Genomic DNA, 16,503 nt, shown 5'->3' on the forward strand with positions numbered 1-16,503 from the left:
TGGTTAATATGAGAGTTATATATTATTTTTCAAGATTTTTTTATATAAAAAGATAAGGAAAATATTGTTAAATTAAAAATTAGATTTATCCTTCGTCAGCTACTTCTTCAACTTGTGGTCTATCAACTAGCTCAATAAATGCCATTGGTGCTTTATCACCAAATCTATATCCACATTTCAGAACTCTAGTATAACCACCTGCTCTTTCAGCGAAACGCACTCCAAACTCTTCAAAAAGCTTTTTTACTGCTGCTTTATTTCTCAGGAAATCAAAAGCTTGTCTTCTTAAAGCTACAGACTGTGATTTAAACTCATTAGAGTTTGTATCTAACTCATTTCTTAATTTATGTTCTCTTTTTGCTAAAGTAACTAAAGGCTCAATTATTGTTCTTAGTTCTTTAGCTTTAGGTAATGTAGTTTTGATAATCTCATGATTAATAAGAGAAGCTGACATGTTTTTGAACATTGCTTTTCTATGACTACTAGTTCTGCTGAACTTCCTACCTTGTTTATGATGTCTCATAGTAATTACTCCTTTATAGTTAATATTATTTGATTACTATATATTTTATTTACCTTCAACTAATTCTCTAAAATTATCAATTACAACTCCTAGAGATAAGTTGTTATCTATAAGTATCTGCTTAATTTCATTAAGAGATTTTTTACCTAGGTTAGGTATTTTCATTAGTTGCGACTCAGAATACTGAACTAGATCTCCTAAATACTTAATATTTTCAGCCCGTAAACAATTAGATGATCTAACTGTAAGTTCTAAATCATCTATCGGCTTAAGAAGTATCGGGTCAATATTAGAATCTATTAAAGCATCTCCGATCTTACTGTGATTTGGCACCTTTAAAGAAACAAATACTGACATTTGTTCACAAAAGTATTCCAACGATTTTGTAACAGCTTCTAATGGTTCTATAGTCCCGTTTGTTTTTAGAAATATTTCTAATACTTCACTATCATCATTCTCAATAACTTCAAAGGCTACCTTTTTAGCTGGGTTAAAATCAGCATCTACAGCTATATCACCTACTTTCTCTAATTCAGCAGGCATCGCTGAAAGAATACCAACGTTTCTTCCCCAAACAACGCTAGCTACCAAATTAAGTTCTCTCTTATTCGTTAAAGTTGCGATCACTTGATCTTTATTTATAATCTCAACTCCACCAGTAACTTTAAAGTCGCCTGCTGTAACAACGCCACTTTTATTAACTGATAGCTCTAGTTCAACATTATCAACATTTTCATCAAGCTTTACCGCTACTTTTTTTAAATTTGAAACTACTTCAACAATGTCTTCCTTAACATCATCTAATGTAGAGTATTCATGCAAAACACCTTTTATATTTACTTTAACTATAGATGCTCCAGGCAAAGATGAAAGCAGAACCCTTCTGATTGAGTTACCAAGAATATGAGCCATACCTTTTTCCACAGGAGAAAGCTGCACCTTATATCCAAAAGCACCCAATTCTTCTATAAGTCGTACACTAGGTGTAAATTCCTGTTTCAAATTATTATTACTCACTAAAAATCTCCTTGAAATAAGGCTATAATGAGCTACTAAAGTAATGAATCTTAAAAAATATAATTACTTAGAGTAAAGCTCGACAATTAATTGTTCATTTATATCTGATGATAATTCAGATCTATCTGGAGAAGTTTTTAAAGTTCCCTCTAAAGTATCAGTATTTACATCTATCCAAGAAAGTTCTTTTCTATGTTTTGCAAGCTCTACTGCGTTTTGTATTCTCAATTGTTTCTTAGATTTTTCCTTAACCGCAACAATATCACCAGCTTTAATTTGCGCAGATGGTATATTACATGTTTTACCATTTAATAATATACCTTTATGCACGACTAATTGTCTTGCTTCAGCTCTAGTCGCAGCAAATCCCATTCTATAAACTAAGTTGTCCAACCTTGACTCTAAAAGCTCTAGTAAAGTAGCACCTGTGTTACCTTTTCTTCTACTTGCTTCAACATAGTATTTCTTAAATTGACCTTCTAAAATACCATACATACGACGAACTTTTTGCTTTTCTCTTAACTGAAGACCATAGTCAGAAAGACGAGCCTTTCTAGCTCCGTGCTGACCTGGCGCTGTATTCATTTTACATTTTTCATCAATAGCTTTTACGCCACTTTTTAAGAATAAATCCGTACCTTCTCTTCTAGAAAGTTTACACTTTGGTCCTAGATATCTAGCCATTATAAAATTCCCTTTAAAATATTAAACACGACGTTTTTTAGGAGGACGACATCCATTATGAGGCAAACCAGTCACATCTGTTATACTAGTTACCTTCAAGTTCTTAGTATTCAAAGCTCTAACAGCTGAATCTCTACCTGAACCTGGTCCTTTTACTAAAACATCTACATTCTTAACACCATATTCTAAGGCCATATCAGCTGCTCTTTCTGCTGCAACCTGCGCGGCAAATGGTGTACTTTTTCTTGACCCTCTAAAGCCACTACCACCAGATGTAGCCCATGATAAAGCATTACCTTGTCTATCTGTAATAGTTACTATAGTGTTGTTAAAAGAAGAGTAAATATGAGCAACTGCATCAGTAACTACTCTTTTTACTTTTTTCTTTGTTGATCTAACAGACTTAGCCATATAATCTACCCTTTAATCGTTATAGTTATAATTGTATTATGCCTTTATAGGCTTTCTCGGACCTTTACGAGTACGAGCATTAGTCTTCGTTCTTTGCCCTCTTACAGGAAGGCTACGACGATGCCTTCTACCTCTGTAGCAACCCAAATCCATAAGTCTTTTTATATCCATAGAAACTTCACGGCGTAAATCACCTTCTACAGTAAATTTAGCAACTTCTGCTCTTAAGCTCTCAACTTGCTCTTCTGTTAAATCCTTGATTTTAACAGTTGGATTTAATTTGCAATTCTCACAAATTTTCATCGCTCTTGTTTTACCTATTCCATAAATCGAAGTTAATCCTATTACAGCGTGTTTATGAACAGGAATATTAACACCAGCTATACGAGCCATTTATTTCACTCCTAATAATTATCTTTAGTTTAGTGCTACCACAAGCAATTAGTAACTTGCTAGGATAACTTTTTAAAAACAAATAATCAAGCTTTATTTATATAAGCTTGGTACCTTAACCTTGTCTTTGCTTGTGCCTAGGATCAGTACATATAACGCGAACAACTCTATTACGTTTTATAACCTTACAATTCCTACACATTTTTTTAACTGAAGCTCTAACTTTCATTATATTTCTCCAAAAATTTCTCTACTTTCTCTTACTGCTGAGATTTGCTTTTTTTAATAAAGAATCATACTGAGTTGACATCATATGTGATCTCACTTGAGCCATGAAATCCATCATAACCACTACCACAATTAGCAACGAAGTACCACCAAATGTAAATGACAATCCCTGTGCAAAAAATTTAACTACAAATATAGGCAATAAACATATTGCTGTAATATACAACGATCCTACCAAAGTTAGCCTTGTCATGACTGCATCTATATATTTAGCAGTTTGCTCACCAGGTCTAACACCAGAAATGTAAGCTCCTGACTTTTTCAGGTTATCAGCTGTTTCTTTCGGATTGAATACTAAAGAAGTATAAAAGAAACAGAAAAATATAATAGTTACTGCAAATACTATAGTGTAAACTATACTACCGGGCTGAAGTATTTCTGAAACATCAGCCAACCAACCTAATGAACTATAGTTAGATAACCAACCAAATAATACACCTGGTACCATAAGTATCGAAGATGCAAATATCGCTGGAATCACCCCTGCCATATTAAGTTTTAATGGTAAATGGCTAGTTTGAGCAGCATACATTTTTCTACCTTGCTGTCTTTTAGCGTAATTTACAGTTATTTTTCTTTGAGCACTTTCCATAAACACTACAAAAGCAATCACTAGTAGTAGTAAAATAAGTAGTACCCAAACTGATAAATAAGTTATACTAGAACCTGGCGCATTTGCTTGTGAAATAGTATTTAAAATTTCAGCGGGAAGGTTAGCTACAATACCAGAGAAAATTAATAATGAAATACCATTACCAACTCCTCTTTCTGTAATTTGCTCACCTAGCCACATCAAAAACATACTACCTGTAGTCACCGAAACGATAGTTGTCAAATAAAACAAAACTGTATTATTTGTTGTTACTAAACCCTCTTGGTGTAACACAAAAGCAACTATACCTAAAGATTGCACCAACGCTAAAGCAAGAGTTAAATATCTAGTATATTGAGTTATTTTTTTCTGGCCAGATTCACCTTCTTTTTTTAACTCTATAAACTTAGGATAAACTGCTGACAACATTTGAAAAATTATAGATGCTGAGATATAAGGCATTACACCTAGAGCAAATATACTCATCTGAGTAAGAGCGCCGCCAGAAAACATATTAAACATACTCATCAAACCACTAGTTGATGAGCGTTGATTAGAAATAATATCTACCAATTTTGCTGGATCTATGTTCGGAATAGGAATATAAACTCCTAACCTAAACACAATAATAGCCATCACAACAAAGATCAAACGAGATTTTAATTCACCTGTACCTGAAGCACTATTAAACTTTGACATATTTTTGTTTCTTACTCTACTTTACCGCCAGCTTTTTCGATAGCTTCTTTCGCACCTTTAGTGCAAGCCACTCCTTTTAGATTAATAGCTTTTTGAATCTCTCCACTGGCTATAACCTTAGCTGTTTTTATATCTTTTCTAACAAGACCAAAGTCTTTCAGGACATCCAAAGTAATCTCATCTACTGCAATATTATTTAATTCATGCAATCTGATTTCAGCAATATATCTCTTAGTTGGAGAAGTAAAACCAAACTTTGGTAGTCTTCTTTGCAAAGGCATTTGTCCGCCTTCAAAACCTACTTTATGATAGCCACCTGAACGCGCTTTTTGTCCTTTATGACCTTTACCAGAAGTTTTCCCCAGTCCACTTCCAATACCACGACCTAGTCTCTTAGGAGCACTTTTTGAGCCAACAGCAGGAGCAATTGTATTTAATTTCATCTTATACTACCCCTCTACTTTAACCATATAATATATTTTATTAGCCATACCTCTATTCTCAACAGTGTCAAGAACTTCTACTGTATGGCGTATCTTTCTTAACCCCAAACCTCTAGCGCATGCTATATGGTTTTGCTTACGGCCAATAAGACTTTTTACTAAAGTAACCTTGAATGTTTTAGCTTGAGTCATTTTAAATTACTCCTGAATCTCTTCAACAGAAAGGCCTCTTTTCTCAGCGATCTCTTCTGGTGATTTAATTTTTGCCAAACCAGCGATAGTAGCTCTAACAACGTTTGCTGGATTAGTTGAACCATAAGTCTTTGCTAAAACGTTATGCACACCTACTGCTTCAAAAACTGCACGCATAGCACCACCAGCAATAATACCTGTACCTGCTGAAGCAGGTTGCATAAACACCTTAGATGCTCCATGATTCGACATCACTGGATACCATAACGTATCATTATTTAAATTGACTGATACCATGTTTCTTTTAGCGCTTTCCATAGCTTTTTGGATAGCTATAGGCACTTCTCTTGATTTACCTCTACCTATTCCAATCTTGCCTTTGCCATCACCCACAACTGTCAAGGCAGCAAAGCTCATAATTCTACCACCTTTTACTGTCTTAGAGTGCCTTTTAACACTAACCAACTTTTCAATCAGTTCTTCATTTTTTTTCACTTCATTAGACATAATGAATAATCATCCATATTTTATTTATTAAAACTGTAGACCATGTTCTCTAGCAGCATCTGCTAAAGCCTTAACACGTCCATGATATTTATATCCTGATCTATCAAAAGCAACTTTTTCTATACCTTTTTCTTTACATCTATTAGCGATCTCTTCACCAATAATTACAGCAGATGCAACATTTCCAGTATATTTACATTTTGCTTTTATATCTTTTTCTACAGTAGATGCAGCAGCTAACACGGTAGAACCATCACTAGAAATAACCTGAGCGTAAATGTGCTTAGGTGTTCTAAAAACACAAAGCCTAGTATGCCCTAATTCTCTTAGCTTGATTCTAGTACGCTTACTACGATTCAAACGAGCAGTTTTCTTATCCATAATAATATTATCCTTTACTACTACTTCTTCTTAGCTTCTTTCTTAACTACAAATTCGCCTTCATAGCGGACACCTTTGCCTTTATAAGGCTCAGGCTTCCTATAATCTCTAATTTCAGCAGCTACTTTACCCAAAAGTTCTTTATCAGCACCTTTTAAAATTATCTCTGTAGGAGCTGGAGTTTCCGCTATTATCCCCTCAGGCAGCTGATAAACAACTGGATGTGAAAAACCTAAAGTTAGATTTAATTCACTACCTTGAGCCTTAGCACGGTAACCAACACCTATAATTTTCAACTTTCTTTCAAATCCTTTTGTTACACCTTCAACCATATTACTTAATATAGCTCTAGCTGTACCAGATTGAGCAATAGCGTTTTTGCTACTACTTGAAGGTTTGATATTAGCAACGTTGTCAGCGATATCAAAATTCACATCAGTAGAGAATTTTTTTGTCAAAGTTGCTTTAGCGCTTTTAACCTGCACCTCATTACCAGCAGCCACACTTATGGTAACTCCACTTGGTATAATGACAGGTTTTTTACCTATTCTTGACATTATTATATTCCTCCAACATTAAGCCACGTAGCCAATAATTTCACCACCAATACCAAGGGCTCTAGCCTCTCTATCACTCACCAAACCTTTTGAAGTAGAAACGATAGCAACACCAAAACCACCATACACTTTAGGTAACTCTGCATGTGACTTATATATTCTTAAGCTTGGCCTAGAAACTCTCTTGATCATCTCAATCACAGGGGTACCAGCATGATATTTAAGCTCAATATTTATAGAAGGATGACCCTTTGCTGTTGTTGCTTTTGAACATTGTGCAACATAACCTTCTTTTACCAAAAAGTTTGCTATTTCCATTTTCATTTTTGAAAAAGGAATAGAAACGGTTTCTTTATGTGCCGAAAGACCATTTCTAATTCTTGTAAACATATCCGCTATAGGATCTTGCATACTCATAATCTAAATTCCTTATTACCAACTAGCTTTTTTCAGACCAGGAACATCACCTGCCATTGCATACTCTCTTAGTTTATTACGGCATAAACCAAATTTTCTATAAACAGCGTGAGGTCTACCTGTAACCTTACATCTTCTTTGAACCCTAGAAGCTGAAGAATTTACTGGTAATTTTTGCAGCTTAATTTGAGCTTCCCATTTTTGCTCTTCAGTAGAGTTTATATCGAGAACAATAGCTTTAAGCTCAGCTCTTTTTTGAGCATATTTAGCTACTAACTTTTCTCTCTTTAACTCTCTCTGAATCATAGATTTTTTTGCCATTTAAAACCTCAATTTAATTATGATTTAAAAGGAAAACCAAAAGCTCTTAGCAAAGCTCTTCCTTGGTCATCATTTTTAGCAGTAGTCGTTATTGAAATATCTAAACCTCTAATGATATCAATTTTATCGTAATCAATTTCTGGGAAAGAGATTTGTTCTCTCATACCCAAACTATAATTACCTCTACCATCAAAAGACTTAGGACTTAACCCCCTAAAATCTCTAATTCTAGGGACAGCAATTGTTATAAGCCTATCTAAGAACTCATACATACGCTCGCCTCGTAACGTAACTTTACAGCCTATTGGCCAACCATCACGTATTTTAAAACCAGCGATAGATTTTTTAGACTTAGTAACAACTGGCTTTTGCCCAGCTATTGCTGTCAAATCGTTTAGAGCAAAAGTCATAATCTTTTTATCTTTTGCTGCATCACCAACACCCATATTAAGAGTAATTTTCTCAATACGAGGCACTTCCATTATATTATCCAATTTAAGCTCATTTTTTAACTTAGCAACAAGCTCTTTTTGATAATGATCTTTTAATCTTGCCATAAAACTTATTCCTATAAGTCTACAAGCTCGCCATTAGACTTAAAGTAGCGAACCTTTTTCTCATCAACAAATTTATAACCCACTCTATCAGCTTTCTGTGTAGCTGGGTTAAAAATAGCAACATTCGACGCATCTATAGGAAGCTCTTTTTCAACAACTCCACCTTCGATACCTCTATTTGGATTTGGCTTAACGTGCTTTTTAACAACATTTACGCCTTCTACCAAAACCAAAGAACCACCTTTAGCGAATGATTTAACTACGCCTCTGCGACCCTTGTCTTTCCCGGCAATGACTATTATGTCATCACCTTTTTTTAATCTATTCATTACCTACACCTCAATAAATAATTATAGTACTTCTGGTGCTAAAGATACAATCTTCATAAACTTTTCAGAACGAAGTTCCCTTGTAACTGGGCCAAAGATACGCGTGCCAATTGGCTGACCATTAGCATTTAATAGTACAGCTGCATTATTATCAAAACGAATCAAAGAACCATCTTTTCTGCGTACACCTTTAGCAGTCCTAACAACCACAGCGTTATACACATTTCCTTTTTTAGCCTTACCTTTTGGAGAAGCTTCTTTCACCGTAACCTTGATAACATCACCTATAGATGCATACCTACGATGAGAGCCTCCCAACACCTTTATACACTCAACTCTCTTAGCGCCACTATTATCAGCAACTTGGAGCTCTGTCTGCATTTGAATCATACAAATAACCCTTATTTATTATTATATAAAGACTGCAGTGACTTTTTGCAGCCCAATAAATATATCAATAAACAAAAATAAAATCAAATTTATTATTTTTCTCTACGAATAATATCTACTAAACACCATCTCTTAGTTTTTGAATAAGGCCTAGTTTCCTTAAACCTAATAACATCACCTTTTTTACATTCATTTTTTTCATCATGAATATAATATTTAGTAGTTTTTTTCACAAACTTACCAAGCACAGGGAATTTAACATATCTTTCAGCTTTTACAACTACTGTTTTATCCATACCATCGCTAGAGACTTTACCCTCTAGTAGTCTAACCTTATCACTCATCTTATAGACACCTATCTACTCTTTTCTGATATTATTGTATTTATACGAGCAATATCTTTTTTTGCACTTTTAAATAAGTGATTTTTCTTTAATTGCCCTGTACCCTTTTGCATACGAAGCGAGAATAACTGTTGTAACAACTCGATTTTAGCTTCTTGCAACTGGTCAATACTTTTACCTCTATAATCTTTTAAAGTATCTTTTCTCTTCATTACATCACCTGCTTTTCAACAAAAGTTGTCGACACTGGCAACTTAGCAGCCGCTCTTTCAAAAGCTTCACGAGCCAACTCTTCTTTAACACCAGTAATCTCATATAGCACACGTCCTGGTTGAATTTGAGCAACCCAATACTCAACTGAACCTTTACCTTTACCCATACGAACTTCCAAAGGCTTTTGTGTAATAGGCTTATCTGGAAAAATTCTTATCCAAACCTTACCACCACGCTTGATATGACGATTGATTGCTCTTCGTCCCGCCTCTATTTGTCTAGCAGTAATTCTACCTCTAGATGTTGCCTGAAGACCAAACTCACCAAAGCTTACTTTATTGCCTTTATGAGCCAAGCCTCTATTACGCATCTTTTGCTGTTTACGAAACTTTGTACGCTTAGGCTGTAGCATTATCTAGCTCCTTTTTTATTATTTTTCTTCTCAGCCAATTGACCCGGAAGAATTTCTCCTTTATAAATCCAAGCTTTAACACCAATAACACCATAAGTTGTTAAAGCTTCAGCTGTAGCATAATCAACATCTGCTCTAAAAGTCTGTAGCGGAACCCTACCATCTCTAGCCCATTCAGAACGAGCTATTTCAGCACCACCTAAACGGCCACTTACCATAATTTTGATTCCTTTAGCTCCTGACTTCATAGCAGCTTGCATAGCTTTTTTCATAGCTCTTCTGAACATCACTCTTTTTTCTAATTGTTGAGCAACACTTTCAGCCACTAATTTAGCCTCTAATTCTGGCTTACGAATCTCTTCTATGTTAATTTGTACAGGAATACCCATTAACTTATGCACTTCTGCACGTAATTTTTCAACATCCTCGCCTTTTTTACCAATCACAATCCCAGGTCTTGCTGTATGAATTGTGATTTTAGCATTTTGAGCAGGTCTCTCTATTTGGATTTTACTTACTGCTGCAGACGCCAGCTTCTTATGTAAAAACTCTCTTACCTTAATGTCTTCATTAAGCTTTGTAGCGTAACTAGAGGAGTCTGCATACCAAGTTGAACGCCAGTCTCTTATATAACCCAAACGAATTCCATTAGGATTTACTTTTTGACCCATTATTACTACACCTCTTAATTTTTCTCAGCAACTTTCACAGTAATATGTGAAGTTCTTTTTAAAATACGATTACCCCTACCTTTAGCTCTTGCTTCAAAACGCTTCATAGTAGGACCTTCATCTACAAATACAGTTGAGACATATAAAGAGTCAATATCCATACCGTCATTATGCTCAGCATTAGCGATTGCAGAGTTTAAAACTTCTTTTATTAAAACCGCTGCTTTTTTATTACTAAAAGACAAAATATTAAGAGCTCTTTCTACTGGCAATCCTCTAACTTGATCAGCAACCAATCTGCATTTTTGAGCCGAGATTCTTGCAAATTTTAATTTAGCTTGTACTTCCATGTATATAACCCCAACTATTTCTTCTTAGCTTTTTTATCAGCCGCATGGCCACGATAGTTACGAGTTATAGCAAACTCTCCTAACTTATGACCCACCATTTCTTCTGTCATAAGAATTGGCACATGTTGCTGACCGTTATGTACAGCCATGGTTAAACCTATCATATCTGGCACGATCATTGATCTTCTTGACCAAGTTTTGATCGGCTTTTTAGAATTACTTTCTTGCGCTTCAAAAACCTTTTTTAGCAGATGATGATCTACAAAAGGTCCTTTTTTTAACGAACGAGGCACACCCTTCTCCCTAATTACTTACGTTTTTGAACAATTAATTTATTAGAGCGCTTATTTTTACGCGTCTTATAACCTTTTGTAGGTACGCCCCAAGGTGTAACAGGATGTCTACCACCTGAAGTACGACCCTCTCCACCACCATGTGGATGATCTACCGGGTTCATAGCCACACCTCTAACAGTAGGCCTAATCCCTCTCCAACGCTTAGCACCAGCCTTACCTAGAGATTTTAGGTTATGTTCAGAGTTAGATACAACACCAATAACAGCTCTACAATCTAAAAGCACCCTTCTCATCTCACCTGATCTTAAACGAATAATTGCATATGCATTATCCTTACCAACAAGCTGAGCGAAAGTCCCTGCGCTTCTAATCATCTGAGCACCTTTCTTAGGCTTCATTTCTAGATTATGAATTACTGTACCTAAAGGGATATTTCTAAGTGGCATGCAATTGCCAACAGCCACATCAACTTTCTCACCAGAAATTATTGACATGTCTTTACTTAGACCCTTAGGTGCAATCACATATCTTCTCTCACCATCAGCATATAAAACTAAAGCAATATTTGCACTACGGTTAGGATCGTATTCAATCCTTTCAACCTTAGCTACAATATCATCTTTATTTCTTTTAAAGTCAACTATACGATAGTGCTGCTTATGACCACCGCCTTGATGACGTACTGTTATTCTACCAGTGTTATTTCTACCAGCATTTTTTTTCTTTACTTCTACCAAACCTTTGAATGGCTTACCTGTATGTAATTCTGTATTTTTTACGCTCACTACGTGACGACGGCCAGGTGAAGTAGGTTTAGCTTTTTTTATTTCAATCATGACTTACAAACCTTCTTAAAATTACTCTGCACCAACAAAATTGATATCATGCCCTTCAGCAAGCTTCACATAAGCTTTCTTCCAAGCTTTTGTTTTACCCTCAATACGGCCAAATTTTCGTGCTTTACCCTTCACATTAAGGATATTAACTGATTCAACCTTAACTTCAAATAGCTGCTCAATTGCATCTTTAACATCATACTTGTTAGCGAACCTAGCAACCTCAAACACAACTGTAGAATTAGCATCTGATAAACCATAAGTTTTGTCAGAAACATGAGGTCTTACAACAGTTTTTAATATTTTTTCTTGAGAACTCATACTAATTTCTCCTCTATTTCTTTTATTGCCTTTTTAGTAACAACTACATTTTCAAAGCACACCAAAGAAACTGGGTTAATATCTACAGAATCACACACAGCCACATTCTTAAGGTTTCTTGAAGAAAGGTATAAGTTCTCATCAAACTCCTCAACGCCAACCACAAAAAGCACATCCTTAAGACCCAAAGTATCAACCATAGCTTTAAATTCTTTTGTTTTTGGAGTTTCTAACTTCATTTCTTCAACAACAATCATTCTACCTGATCTTAGCAACTCAGATAAGATTGATTTAACTGCTCCAGCATACATCTTACGATTAACTTTTTGTTTATAACTTTTAGGTTTAGCGGCAAATGTAACTCCACCCTTTCTAAAGATAGGAGAGCGGATGGTCCCAGCTCTAGCCCTACCTGTACCTTTTTGTCTCCAAGGCTTTGCTCCACCACCAGAAACTTCTGATCTGGTTTTCTGAGCTTTTGTACCTTGACGAGCACCTGCCATATAGGCAACAACAACCTGGTGAATTAAAGACTCGTTATAGTCGATTGCAAAAACATTATCTGCAACATCAACGGAACTAGCCTCTTTACCAGTTAATGATTTAATATTTAAGTCCACAATAACTCTCCGGTATTTTAATATTTAATCTACTAACTCTTTACTGCTGAAGAAACTATAACATCTCCACCAACCGCTCCTGGAATACCACCTTTTAAAAGAAGTAAACCATTTTCTGCATCTACTCTTACAACCTCAAGTGACTGGATAGTAACATTCTCATTACCCATATGCCCAGCCATTTTCTTGTTCTTAAAAACTCGGCCTGGAGTTTGGTTCTGACCAGTAGAACCATGCACCCTATGAGATAAAGAGTTACCGTGAGTAGCATCTTGTGTACTAAAATTATGGCGCTTTACAGCACCTGCAAAACCTTTACCTTTAGATACACCTCTTACATCAACTTTTTGACCAGCCTCAAACACTGTAGCATCAAAAGATGAACCAACTTGGTATTTATCATCACCCTCGATTGTAAATTCCCACAAACCTCTCCCTGGCTCTACACCAGCTTTAGCGTAGTGCCCAGACATAGGCTTATTTACATTAGAACGTTTTTTAAAGCCAGTAGTTACCTGAATAGCATTATAACCATCCTTCTCAACAGTTTTAACTTGCGTAACCATATTTGGCTCCACATGGATAACTGTTACAGGTATAGAAACACCATCTTCAGTAAAAATACGAGTCATACCACATTTGCGACCAACTAATCCTAAAGACATTATTTAATCCTCTATTATTATTATATTAACTCCATGATTGCGATTGACCACAGAGACCTAATAGCTACTTTTTGGAATTTCTGAAATTATATTCAAAAAAGTAACGTATATATTAGCTTAAACTGATCTGAACATCAACACCTGATGCTAAATCTAATTTCATAAGAGCATCCACAGTCTTATCTGTAGGCTCTACGATATCAATCAATCTCTTATGAGTTCTTATCTCATACTGATCTCTTGCTTTTTTATTTACGTGAGGAGAAATCAAAATTGTAAATCTTTCCTTACGAACTGGTAAAGGAATAGGTCCCTTAACTTGTGCCCCTGTTTTTTTAGCAGTATCAACTATTTCTTGCGTAGAAACATCAATAAGCTTATGATCAAAGGCTTTCAATCTAATTCTAATACGTTGATTATTTATAGCCATTTTTTATTTCCTTTTAATTATGAGTTACGAGATTTTATAATTTCAACAGCGATATTATTTGGCACTTCCGCGTACTTTTTAAATTCCATAGAGAAAGAGGCTCTACCTTGACTCATAGAGCGTACGTTAGTTGCATAACCAAACATCTCCGCAAGAGGAACTAAAGCACTAACCACTCTACCACTTGGATTTTCATCCATACCTTCAATAATACCCCTTCTTCTATTTAAATCACCCATAACATCACCAAGATAATCCTCTGGAGTTACAACTTCAACCTTCATGATAGGCTCTAAAATACAAGCGTTAGCTTTTTTAGCACCTTCTTTGAGAGCCATGGAACCAGCAATCTTAAATGCCATTTCAGATGAGTCAACATCATGATATGAACCATCAAACAGTGTAGCTTTAACACCTATCATAGGATAGCCCGCTAAAACACCATTTGACAATTGCTCTTCGATACCCTTAGATACAGAACCTATATACTCTTTAGGAACTACACCACCAACGATAGCATCAACGAACTCATAAACTTTATCTTCACCATTCTCATCCTGGCCAGATAACGGTTCGAATTTCACATATACATGACCATATTGACCACGACCACCCGACTGACGAACAAATTTAGACTCTTGCTCAACAGTTGATCTAATAGTTTCTCTGTATGCAACTTGTGGATTACCAACATTTGCCTCTACTTTAAACTCACGTCTCATACGATCAACAATAATATCTAAGTGAAGCTCGCCCATTCCAGAAATAATTGTCTGACCACTTTCTTCATCAGTTTTAACTCTAAATGAAGGATCTTCCGCAGCCAATTTACCTAAAGCAATACCCATCTTCTCTTGATCTGCTTTTGTCTTAGGCTCAACAGCAACAGAAATAACTGGCTCAGGGAATTCCATTCTCTCAAGAACCACTACTTTATCAAGATCACACAATGTATCACCAGTAGTTACATCTTTAAGGCCAATACAGGCAGCAATATCACCAGCCCTAACTTCTTTAATCTCTTCACGCTTATTAGCATGCATCTGAACTATACGTCCTACACGCTCTTTCCTACTCTTAACAGGGTTATAAACCGCATCACCAGACTTAAGAACACCAGAATAAACACGTATAAATGTAAGGTTACCAACAAATGGATCAGTAGCTAATTTAAAGGCCAATGCCGCAAAAGGCTCATCATCAGAAGATCTTCTTGCTGCCGGCTGACCATCTTCAGTTTCACATTTAATAGCAGGAACTTGGTTAGGTGCCGGCAAATAACGCACAACACCATCAAGAACAGCTTGAACACCCTTATTTTTAAATGCCGAGCCACAAAAAGCTAATACAATTTCGTTAGAAATCACACGTTTACGCAAACCTTCATGGATTTCTTCTTCAGTAAGTTCGCTCTCTTCCAAGTACTTTTCCATAAGCTCTTCCGAAGCTTCAGCAGCAGCCTCTACCATTTCCATACGAAGCTCTTCTGCTCTATCTTGAAGTTCTGCGGGAATATCAACAAGCTCATAAGTAAGACCCATGTCTTCTTCATTCCACATAATAGCTTTCATTCTAACAAGATCTATTACACCCTTAAAATCTTCCTCAGCACCTATATTTAGCTGTACAGGAACAACTTTTGCTTTTAATCTAGTTCTAATCTGAGCACAAACTCTTTCAAAGTCAGCTCCAGATCTATCCATTTTATTAACAAATACTATTCTAGGAACACCATACTTATTTGCTTGGCGCCATACAGTTTCTGATTGAGGCTCAACACCTGAAGAACCACAAAAAACAACCACAGCGCCATCAAGAACACGTAAAGAACGCTCTACTTCAATTGTAAAATCAACGTGGCCTGGAGTATCAATAATATTTATACGATGCTCATCAAATTGTTGATCCATACCTTTCCAAAATGTAGTAGTCGCAGCTGAAGTAATTGTAATACCTCTTTCTTGCTCCTGCTCCATCCAGTCCATTGTAGCAGCACCATCATGTACCTCACCTATCTTATGAGATAAACCTGTATAAAAAAGGATACGCTCAGTAGTAGTAGTTTTACCTGCATCAACATGAGCACAGATACCAATATTTCTATATTTCTCTAAAGCAGTTTTACGAGACACTATCTTTCTCCTTAATTACCATCTAAAGTGAGCAAACGCTTTGTTAGCTTCTGCCATCTTATGAGTATCCTCTCTTTTCTTGACAGCAGCACCCCTGCCCTCTAAAGCCTCTAGGATTTCAGCAGCAATTCTATCACCCATAGTACTCTCTTTTCTCTTACGAGCAGCTTCTATAATCCATCTCATCCCTAAAGTTTGGCGACGCTCTGGTCTAACCTCGACAGGAACTTGATAAGTAGCACCCCCAACACGGCGAGATTTAACCTCAACCATAGGACTAACACCTTCTAAAGCCTGCTCAAAAGCTTCAACCTCACTGACTGAAGCATTTTTTGCCTTAATCTTATCAAATGCGCCATATACAATTTTTTCTGCAATAGATTTTTTACCATCTAACATTATATGGTTAACAAATTTAGTAACAACCTGACTCTTATATTTAGGATCAGGTAAAATATCTCTTTTAGGAGCTCTATTTCTTCTAGACATTAATACACCTTTTTAAATTAAAG

Annotated in this window: 30 protein-coding genes; all 30 read right to left on the reverse strand. The window is 35.9% G+C overall.

The features are described from left to right. Positions 1-85: 85 nt before the first annotated feature. Positions 86-523, reverse strand: coding sequence for a 50S ribosomal protein L17 (gene rplQ / locus E3E15_RS06895; protein WP_172107082.1), 438 nt, complete (start codon positions 521-523; stop codon positions 86-88). Positions 524-568: 45 nt separating this feature from the next. Then, the gene (locus E3E15_RS06900) at positions 569-1,540 is read right to left on the reverse strand and encodes a DNA-directed RNA polymerase subunit alpha (RefSeq protein WP_172107083.1); all 972 of its coding nucleotides are present in this window, start codon (positions 1,538-1,540) and stop codon (positions 569-571) included. 63 nt (positions 1,541-1,603) lie between these two features. After that, positions 1,604-2,224, reverse strand: coding sequence for a 30S ribosomal protein S4 (gene rpsD / locus E3E15_RS06905; RefSeq protein WP_035720258.1), 621 nt, complete (start codon positions 2,222-2,224; stop codon positions 1,604-1,606). A 21-nt stretch (positions 2,225-2,245) separates the two neighbouring features. Further along, positions 2,246-2,635 (reverse strand): 30S ribosomal protein S11, encoded by a 390-nt coding sequence (rpsK, locus tag E3E15_RS06910; RefSeq protein ID WP_035720259.1) that lies wholly within the window; start codon positions 2,633-2,635, stop codon positions 2,246-2,248. 36 nt (positions 2,636-2,671) lie between these two features. Then, positions 2,672-3,028 carry a 30S ribosomal protein S13 gene (gene rpsM / locus E3E15_RS06915; protein WP_035720260.1) on the reverse strand — a complete coding sequence of 119 codons (357 nt, stop codon included), beginning with the start codon at positions 3,026-3,028 and terminating at the stop codon, positions 2,672-2,674. A gap of 115 nt (positions 3,029-3,143) precedes the next feature. Then, complete coding sequence (gene rpmJ, locus E3E15_RS06920) at positions 3,144-3,257, reverse strand: 50S ribosomal protein L36 (RefSeq protein WP_003017816.1); 114 nt, start codon at positions 3,255-3,257, stop codon at positions 3,144-3,146. 21 nt (positions 3,258-3,278) lie between these two features. Further along, positions 3,279-4,607, reverse strand: a complete 1,329-nt coding sequence (secY, locus tag E3E15_RS06925; protein WP_035720262.1) for a preprotein translocase subunit SecY — start codon at positions 4,605-4,607, stop codon at positions 3,279-3,281. An 11-nt stretch (positions 4,608-4,618) separates the two neighbouring features. After that, positions 4,619-5,050, reverse strand: coding sequence for a 50S ribosomal protein L15 (gene rplO, locus E3E15_RS06930; protein WP_035720263.1), 432 nt, complete (start codon positions 5,048-5,050; stop codon positions 4,619-4,621). Between the two features lie 6 nt (positions 5,051-5,056). Then, entirely contained in the window at positions 5,057-5,242 is a 186-nt protein-coding gene (rpmD, locus tag E3E15_RS06935; RefSeq protein WP_035720264.1) for a 50S ribosomal protein L30, read from the reverse strand. Between the two features lie 6 nt (positions 5,243-5,248). Continuing rightward, entirely contained in the window at positions 5,249-5,749 is a 501-nt protein-coding gene (gene rpsE, locus E3E15_RS06940; protein WP_035720265.1) for a 30S ribosomal protein S5, read from the reverse strand. A 27-nt stretch (positions 5,750-5,776) separates the two neighbouring features. After that, entirely contained in the window at positions 5,777-6,130 is a 354-nt protein-coding gene (gene rplR, locus E3E15_RS06945; protein WP_035720267.1) for a 50S ribosomal protein L18, read from the reverse strand. Between the two features lie 20 nt (positions 6,131-6,150). Continuing rightward, on the reverse strand, positions 6,151-6,687 hold the full coding sequence (rplF, locus tag E3E15_RS06950) for a 50S ribosomal protein L6 (RefSeq protein WP_172107084.1): 537 nt from the start codon (positions 6,685-6,687) through the stop codon (positions 6,151-6,153). 18 nt (positions 6,688-6,705) lie between these two features. Next, positions 6,706-7,104 (reverse strand): 30S ribosomal protein S8, encoded by a 399-nt coding sequence (rpsH, locus tag E3E15_RS06955; RefSeq protein ID WP_035720271.1) that lies wholly within the window; start codon positions 7,102-7,104, stop codon positions 6,706-6,708. A 15-nt stretch (positions 7,105-7,119) separates the two neighbouring features. Further along, on the reverse strand, positions 7,120-7,425 hold the full coding sequence (gene rpsN, locus E3E15_RS06960; protein ID WP_172107085.1) for a 30S ribosomal protein S14: 306 nt from the start codon (positions 7,423-7,425) through the stop codon (positions 7,120-7,122). Between the two features lie 17 nt (positions 7,426-7,442). Then, the gene (gene rplE, locus E3E15_RS06965; RefSeq protein WP_035720279.1) at positions 7,443-7,982 is read right to left on the reverse strand and encodes a 50S ribosomal protein L5; all 540 of its coding nucleotides are present in this window, start codon (positions 7,980-7,982) and stop codon (positions 7,443-7,445) included. A gap of 11 nt (positions 7,983-7,993) precedes the next feature. Continuing rightward, complete coding sequence (rplX, locus tag E3E15_RS06970; RefSeq protein ID WP_035720281.1) at positions 7,994-8,311, reverse strand: 50S ribosomal protein L24; 318 nt, start codon at positions 8,309-8,311, stop codon at positions 7,994-7,996. A gap of 21 nt (positions 8,312-8,332) precedes the next feature. Then, on the reverse strand, positions 8,333-8,701 hold the full coding sequence (gene rplN, locus E3E15_RS06975) for a 50S ribosomal protein L14 (protein ID WP_035720283.1): 369 nt from the start codon (positions 8,699-8,701) through the stop codon (positions 8,333-8,335). 92 nt (positions 8,702-8,793) lie between these two features. After that, positions 8,794-9,045, reverse strand: coding sequence for a 30S ribosomal protein S17 (gene rpsQ / locus E3E15_RS06980; protein ID WP_172107086.1), 252 nt, complete (start codon positions 9,043-9,045; stop codon positions 8,794-8,796). A gap of 11 nt (positions 9,046-9,056) precedes the next feature. After that, a complete protein-coding gene (rpmC, locus tag E3E15_RS06985) occupies positions 9,057-9,257 on the reverse strand; it encodes a 50S ribosomal protein L29 (RefSeq protein WP_172107087.1) in 201 nt (66 codons plus the stop codon). After that, positions 9,257-9,670 carry a 50S ribosomal protein L16 gene (rplP, locus tag E3E15_RS06990; protein WP_035720289.1) on the reverse strand — a complete coding sequence of 138 codons (414 nt, stop codon included), beginning with the start codon at positions 9,668-9,670 and terminating at the stop codon, positions 9,257-9,259. The genes rpmC and rplP overlap by 1 nt, the downstream gene beginning before the upstream one ends. Further along, a complete protein-coding gene (rpsC, locus tag E3E15_RS06995) occupies positions 9,670-10,341 on the reverse strand; it encodes a 30S ribosomal protein S3 (RefSeq protein ID WP_035720291.1) in 672 nt (223 codons plus the stop codon). The genes rplP and rpsC overlap by 1 nt, the downstream gene beginning before the upstream one ends. 14 nt (positions 10,342-10,355) lie before the next feature. Next, positions 10,356-10,691, reverse strand: coding sequence for a 50S ribosomal protein L22 (gene rplV, locus E3E15_RS07000; RefSeq protein ID WP_035720293.1), 336 nt, complete (start codon positions 10,689-10,691; stop codon positions 10,356-10,358). Positions 10,692-10,705: 14 nt separating this feature from the next. Beyond that, positions 10,706-10,984: a 30S ribosomal protein S19 gene (gene rpsS / locus E3E15_RS07005; RefSeq protein ID WP_035720295.1), complete on the reverse strand. Its 279-nt coding sequence runs from the start codon at positions 10,982-10,984 to the stop codon at positions 10,706-10,708. A gap of 14 nt (positions 10,985-10,998) precedes the next feature. Next, positions 10,999-11,823: a 50S ribosomal protein L2 gene (rplB, locus tag E3E15_RS07010; protein ID WP_035720297.1), complete on the reverse strand. Its 825-nt coding sequence runs from the start codon at positions 11,821-11,823 to the stop codon at positions 10,999-11,001. A gap of 21 nt (positions 11,824-11,844) precedes the next feature. Continuing rightward, positions 11,845-12,144: a 50S ribosomal protein L23 gene (gene rplW, locus E3E15_RS07015; protein ID WP_172107088.1), complete on the reverse strand. Its 300-nt coding sequence runs from the start codon at positions 12,142-12,144 to the stop codon at positions 11,845-11,847. Then, positions 12,141-12,764: a 50S ribosomal protein L4 gene (rplD, locus tag E3E15_RS07020; protein WP_035720299.1), complete on the reverse strand. Its 624-nt coding sequence runs from the start codon at positions 12,762-12,764 to the stop codon at positions 12,141-12,143. The genes rplW and rplD overlap by 4 nt, the downstream gene beginning before the upstream one ends. Before the next feature lie 32 nt (positions 12,765-12,796). Further along, positions 12,797-13,429: a 50S ribosomal protein L3 gene (gene rplC, locus E3E15_RS07025; RefSeq protein WP_172107089.1), complete on the reverse strand. Its 633-nt coding sequence runs from the start codon at positions 13,427-13,429 to the stop codon at positions 12,797-12,799. Between the two features lie 112 nt (positions 13,430-13,541). Further along, entirely contained in the window at positions 13,542-13,859 is a 318-nt protein-coding gene (gene rpsJ, locus E3E15_RS07030) for a 30S ribosomal protein S10 (RefSeq protein ID WP_096334699.1), read from the reverse strand. Positions 13,860-13,876: 17 nt separating this feature from the next. Then, complete coding sequence (gene fusA / locus E3E15_RS07035; protein ID WP_172107090.1) at positions 13,877-15,991, reverse strand: elongation factor G; 2,115 nt, start codon at positions 15,989-15,991, stop codon at positions 13,877-13,879. A 15-nt stretch (positions 15,992-16,006) separates the two neighbouring features. Next, positions 16,007-16,480 carry a 30S ribosomal protein S7 gene (gene rpsG / locus E3E15_RS07040; protein WP_035720303.1) on the reverse strand — a complete coding sequence of 158 codons (474 nt, stop codon included), beginning with the start codon at positions 16,478-16,480 and terminating at the stop codon, positions 16,007-16,009. Positions 16,481-16,503 lie beyond the last annotated feature (23 nt).

Source organism: Allofrancisella frigidaquae, from assembly GCF_012222825.1.
Classification (GTDB): Bacteria; Pseudomonadota; Gammaproteobacteria; order Francisellales; family Francisellaceae; genus Francisella; species Francisella frigidaquae.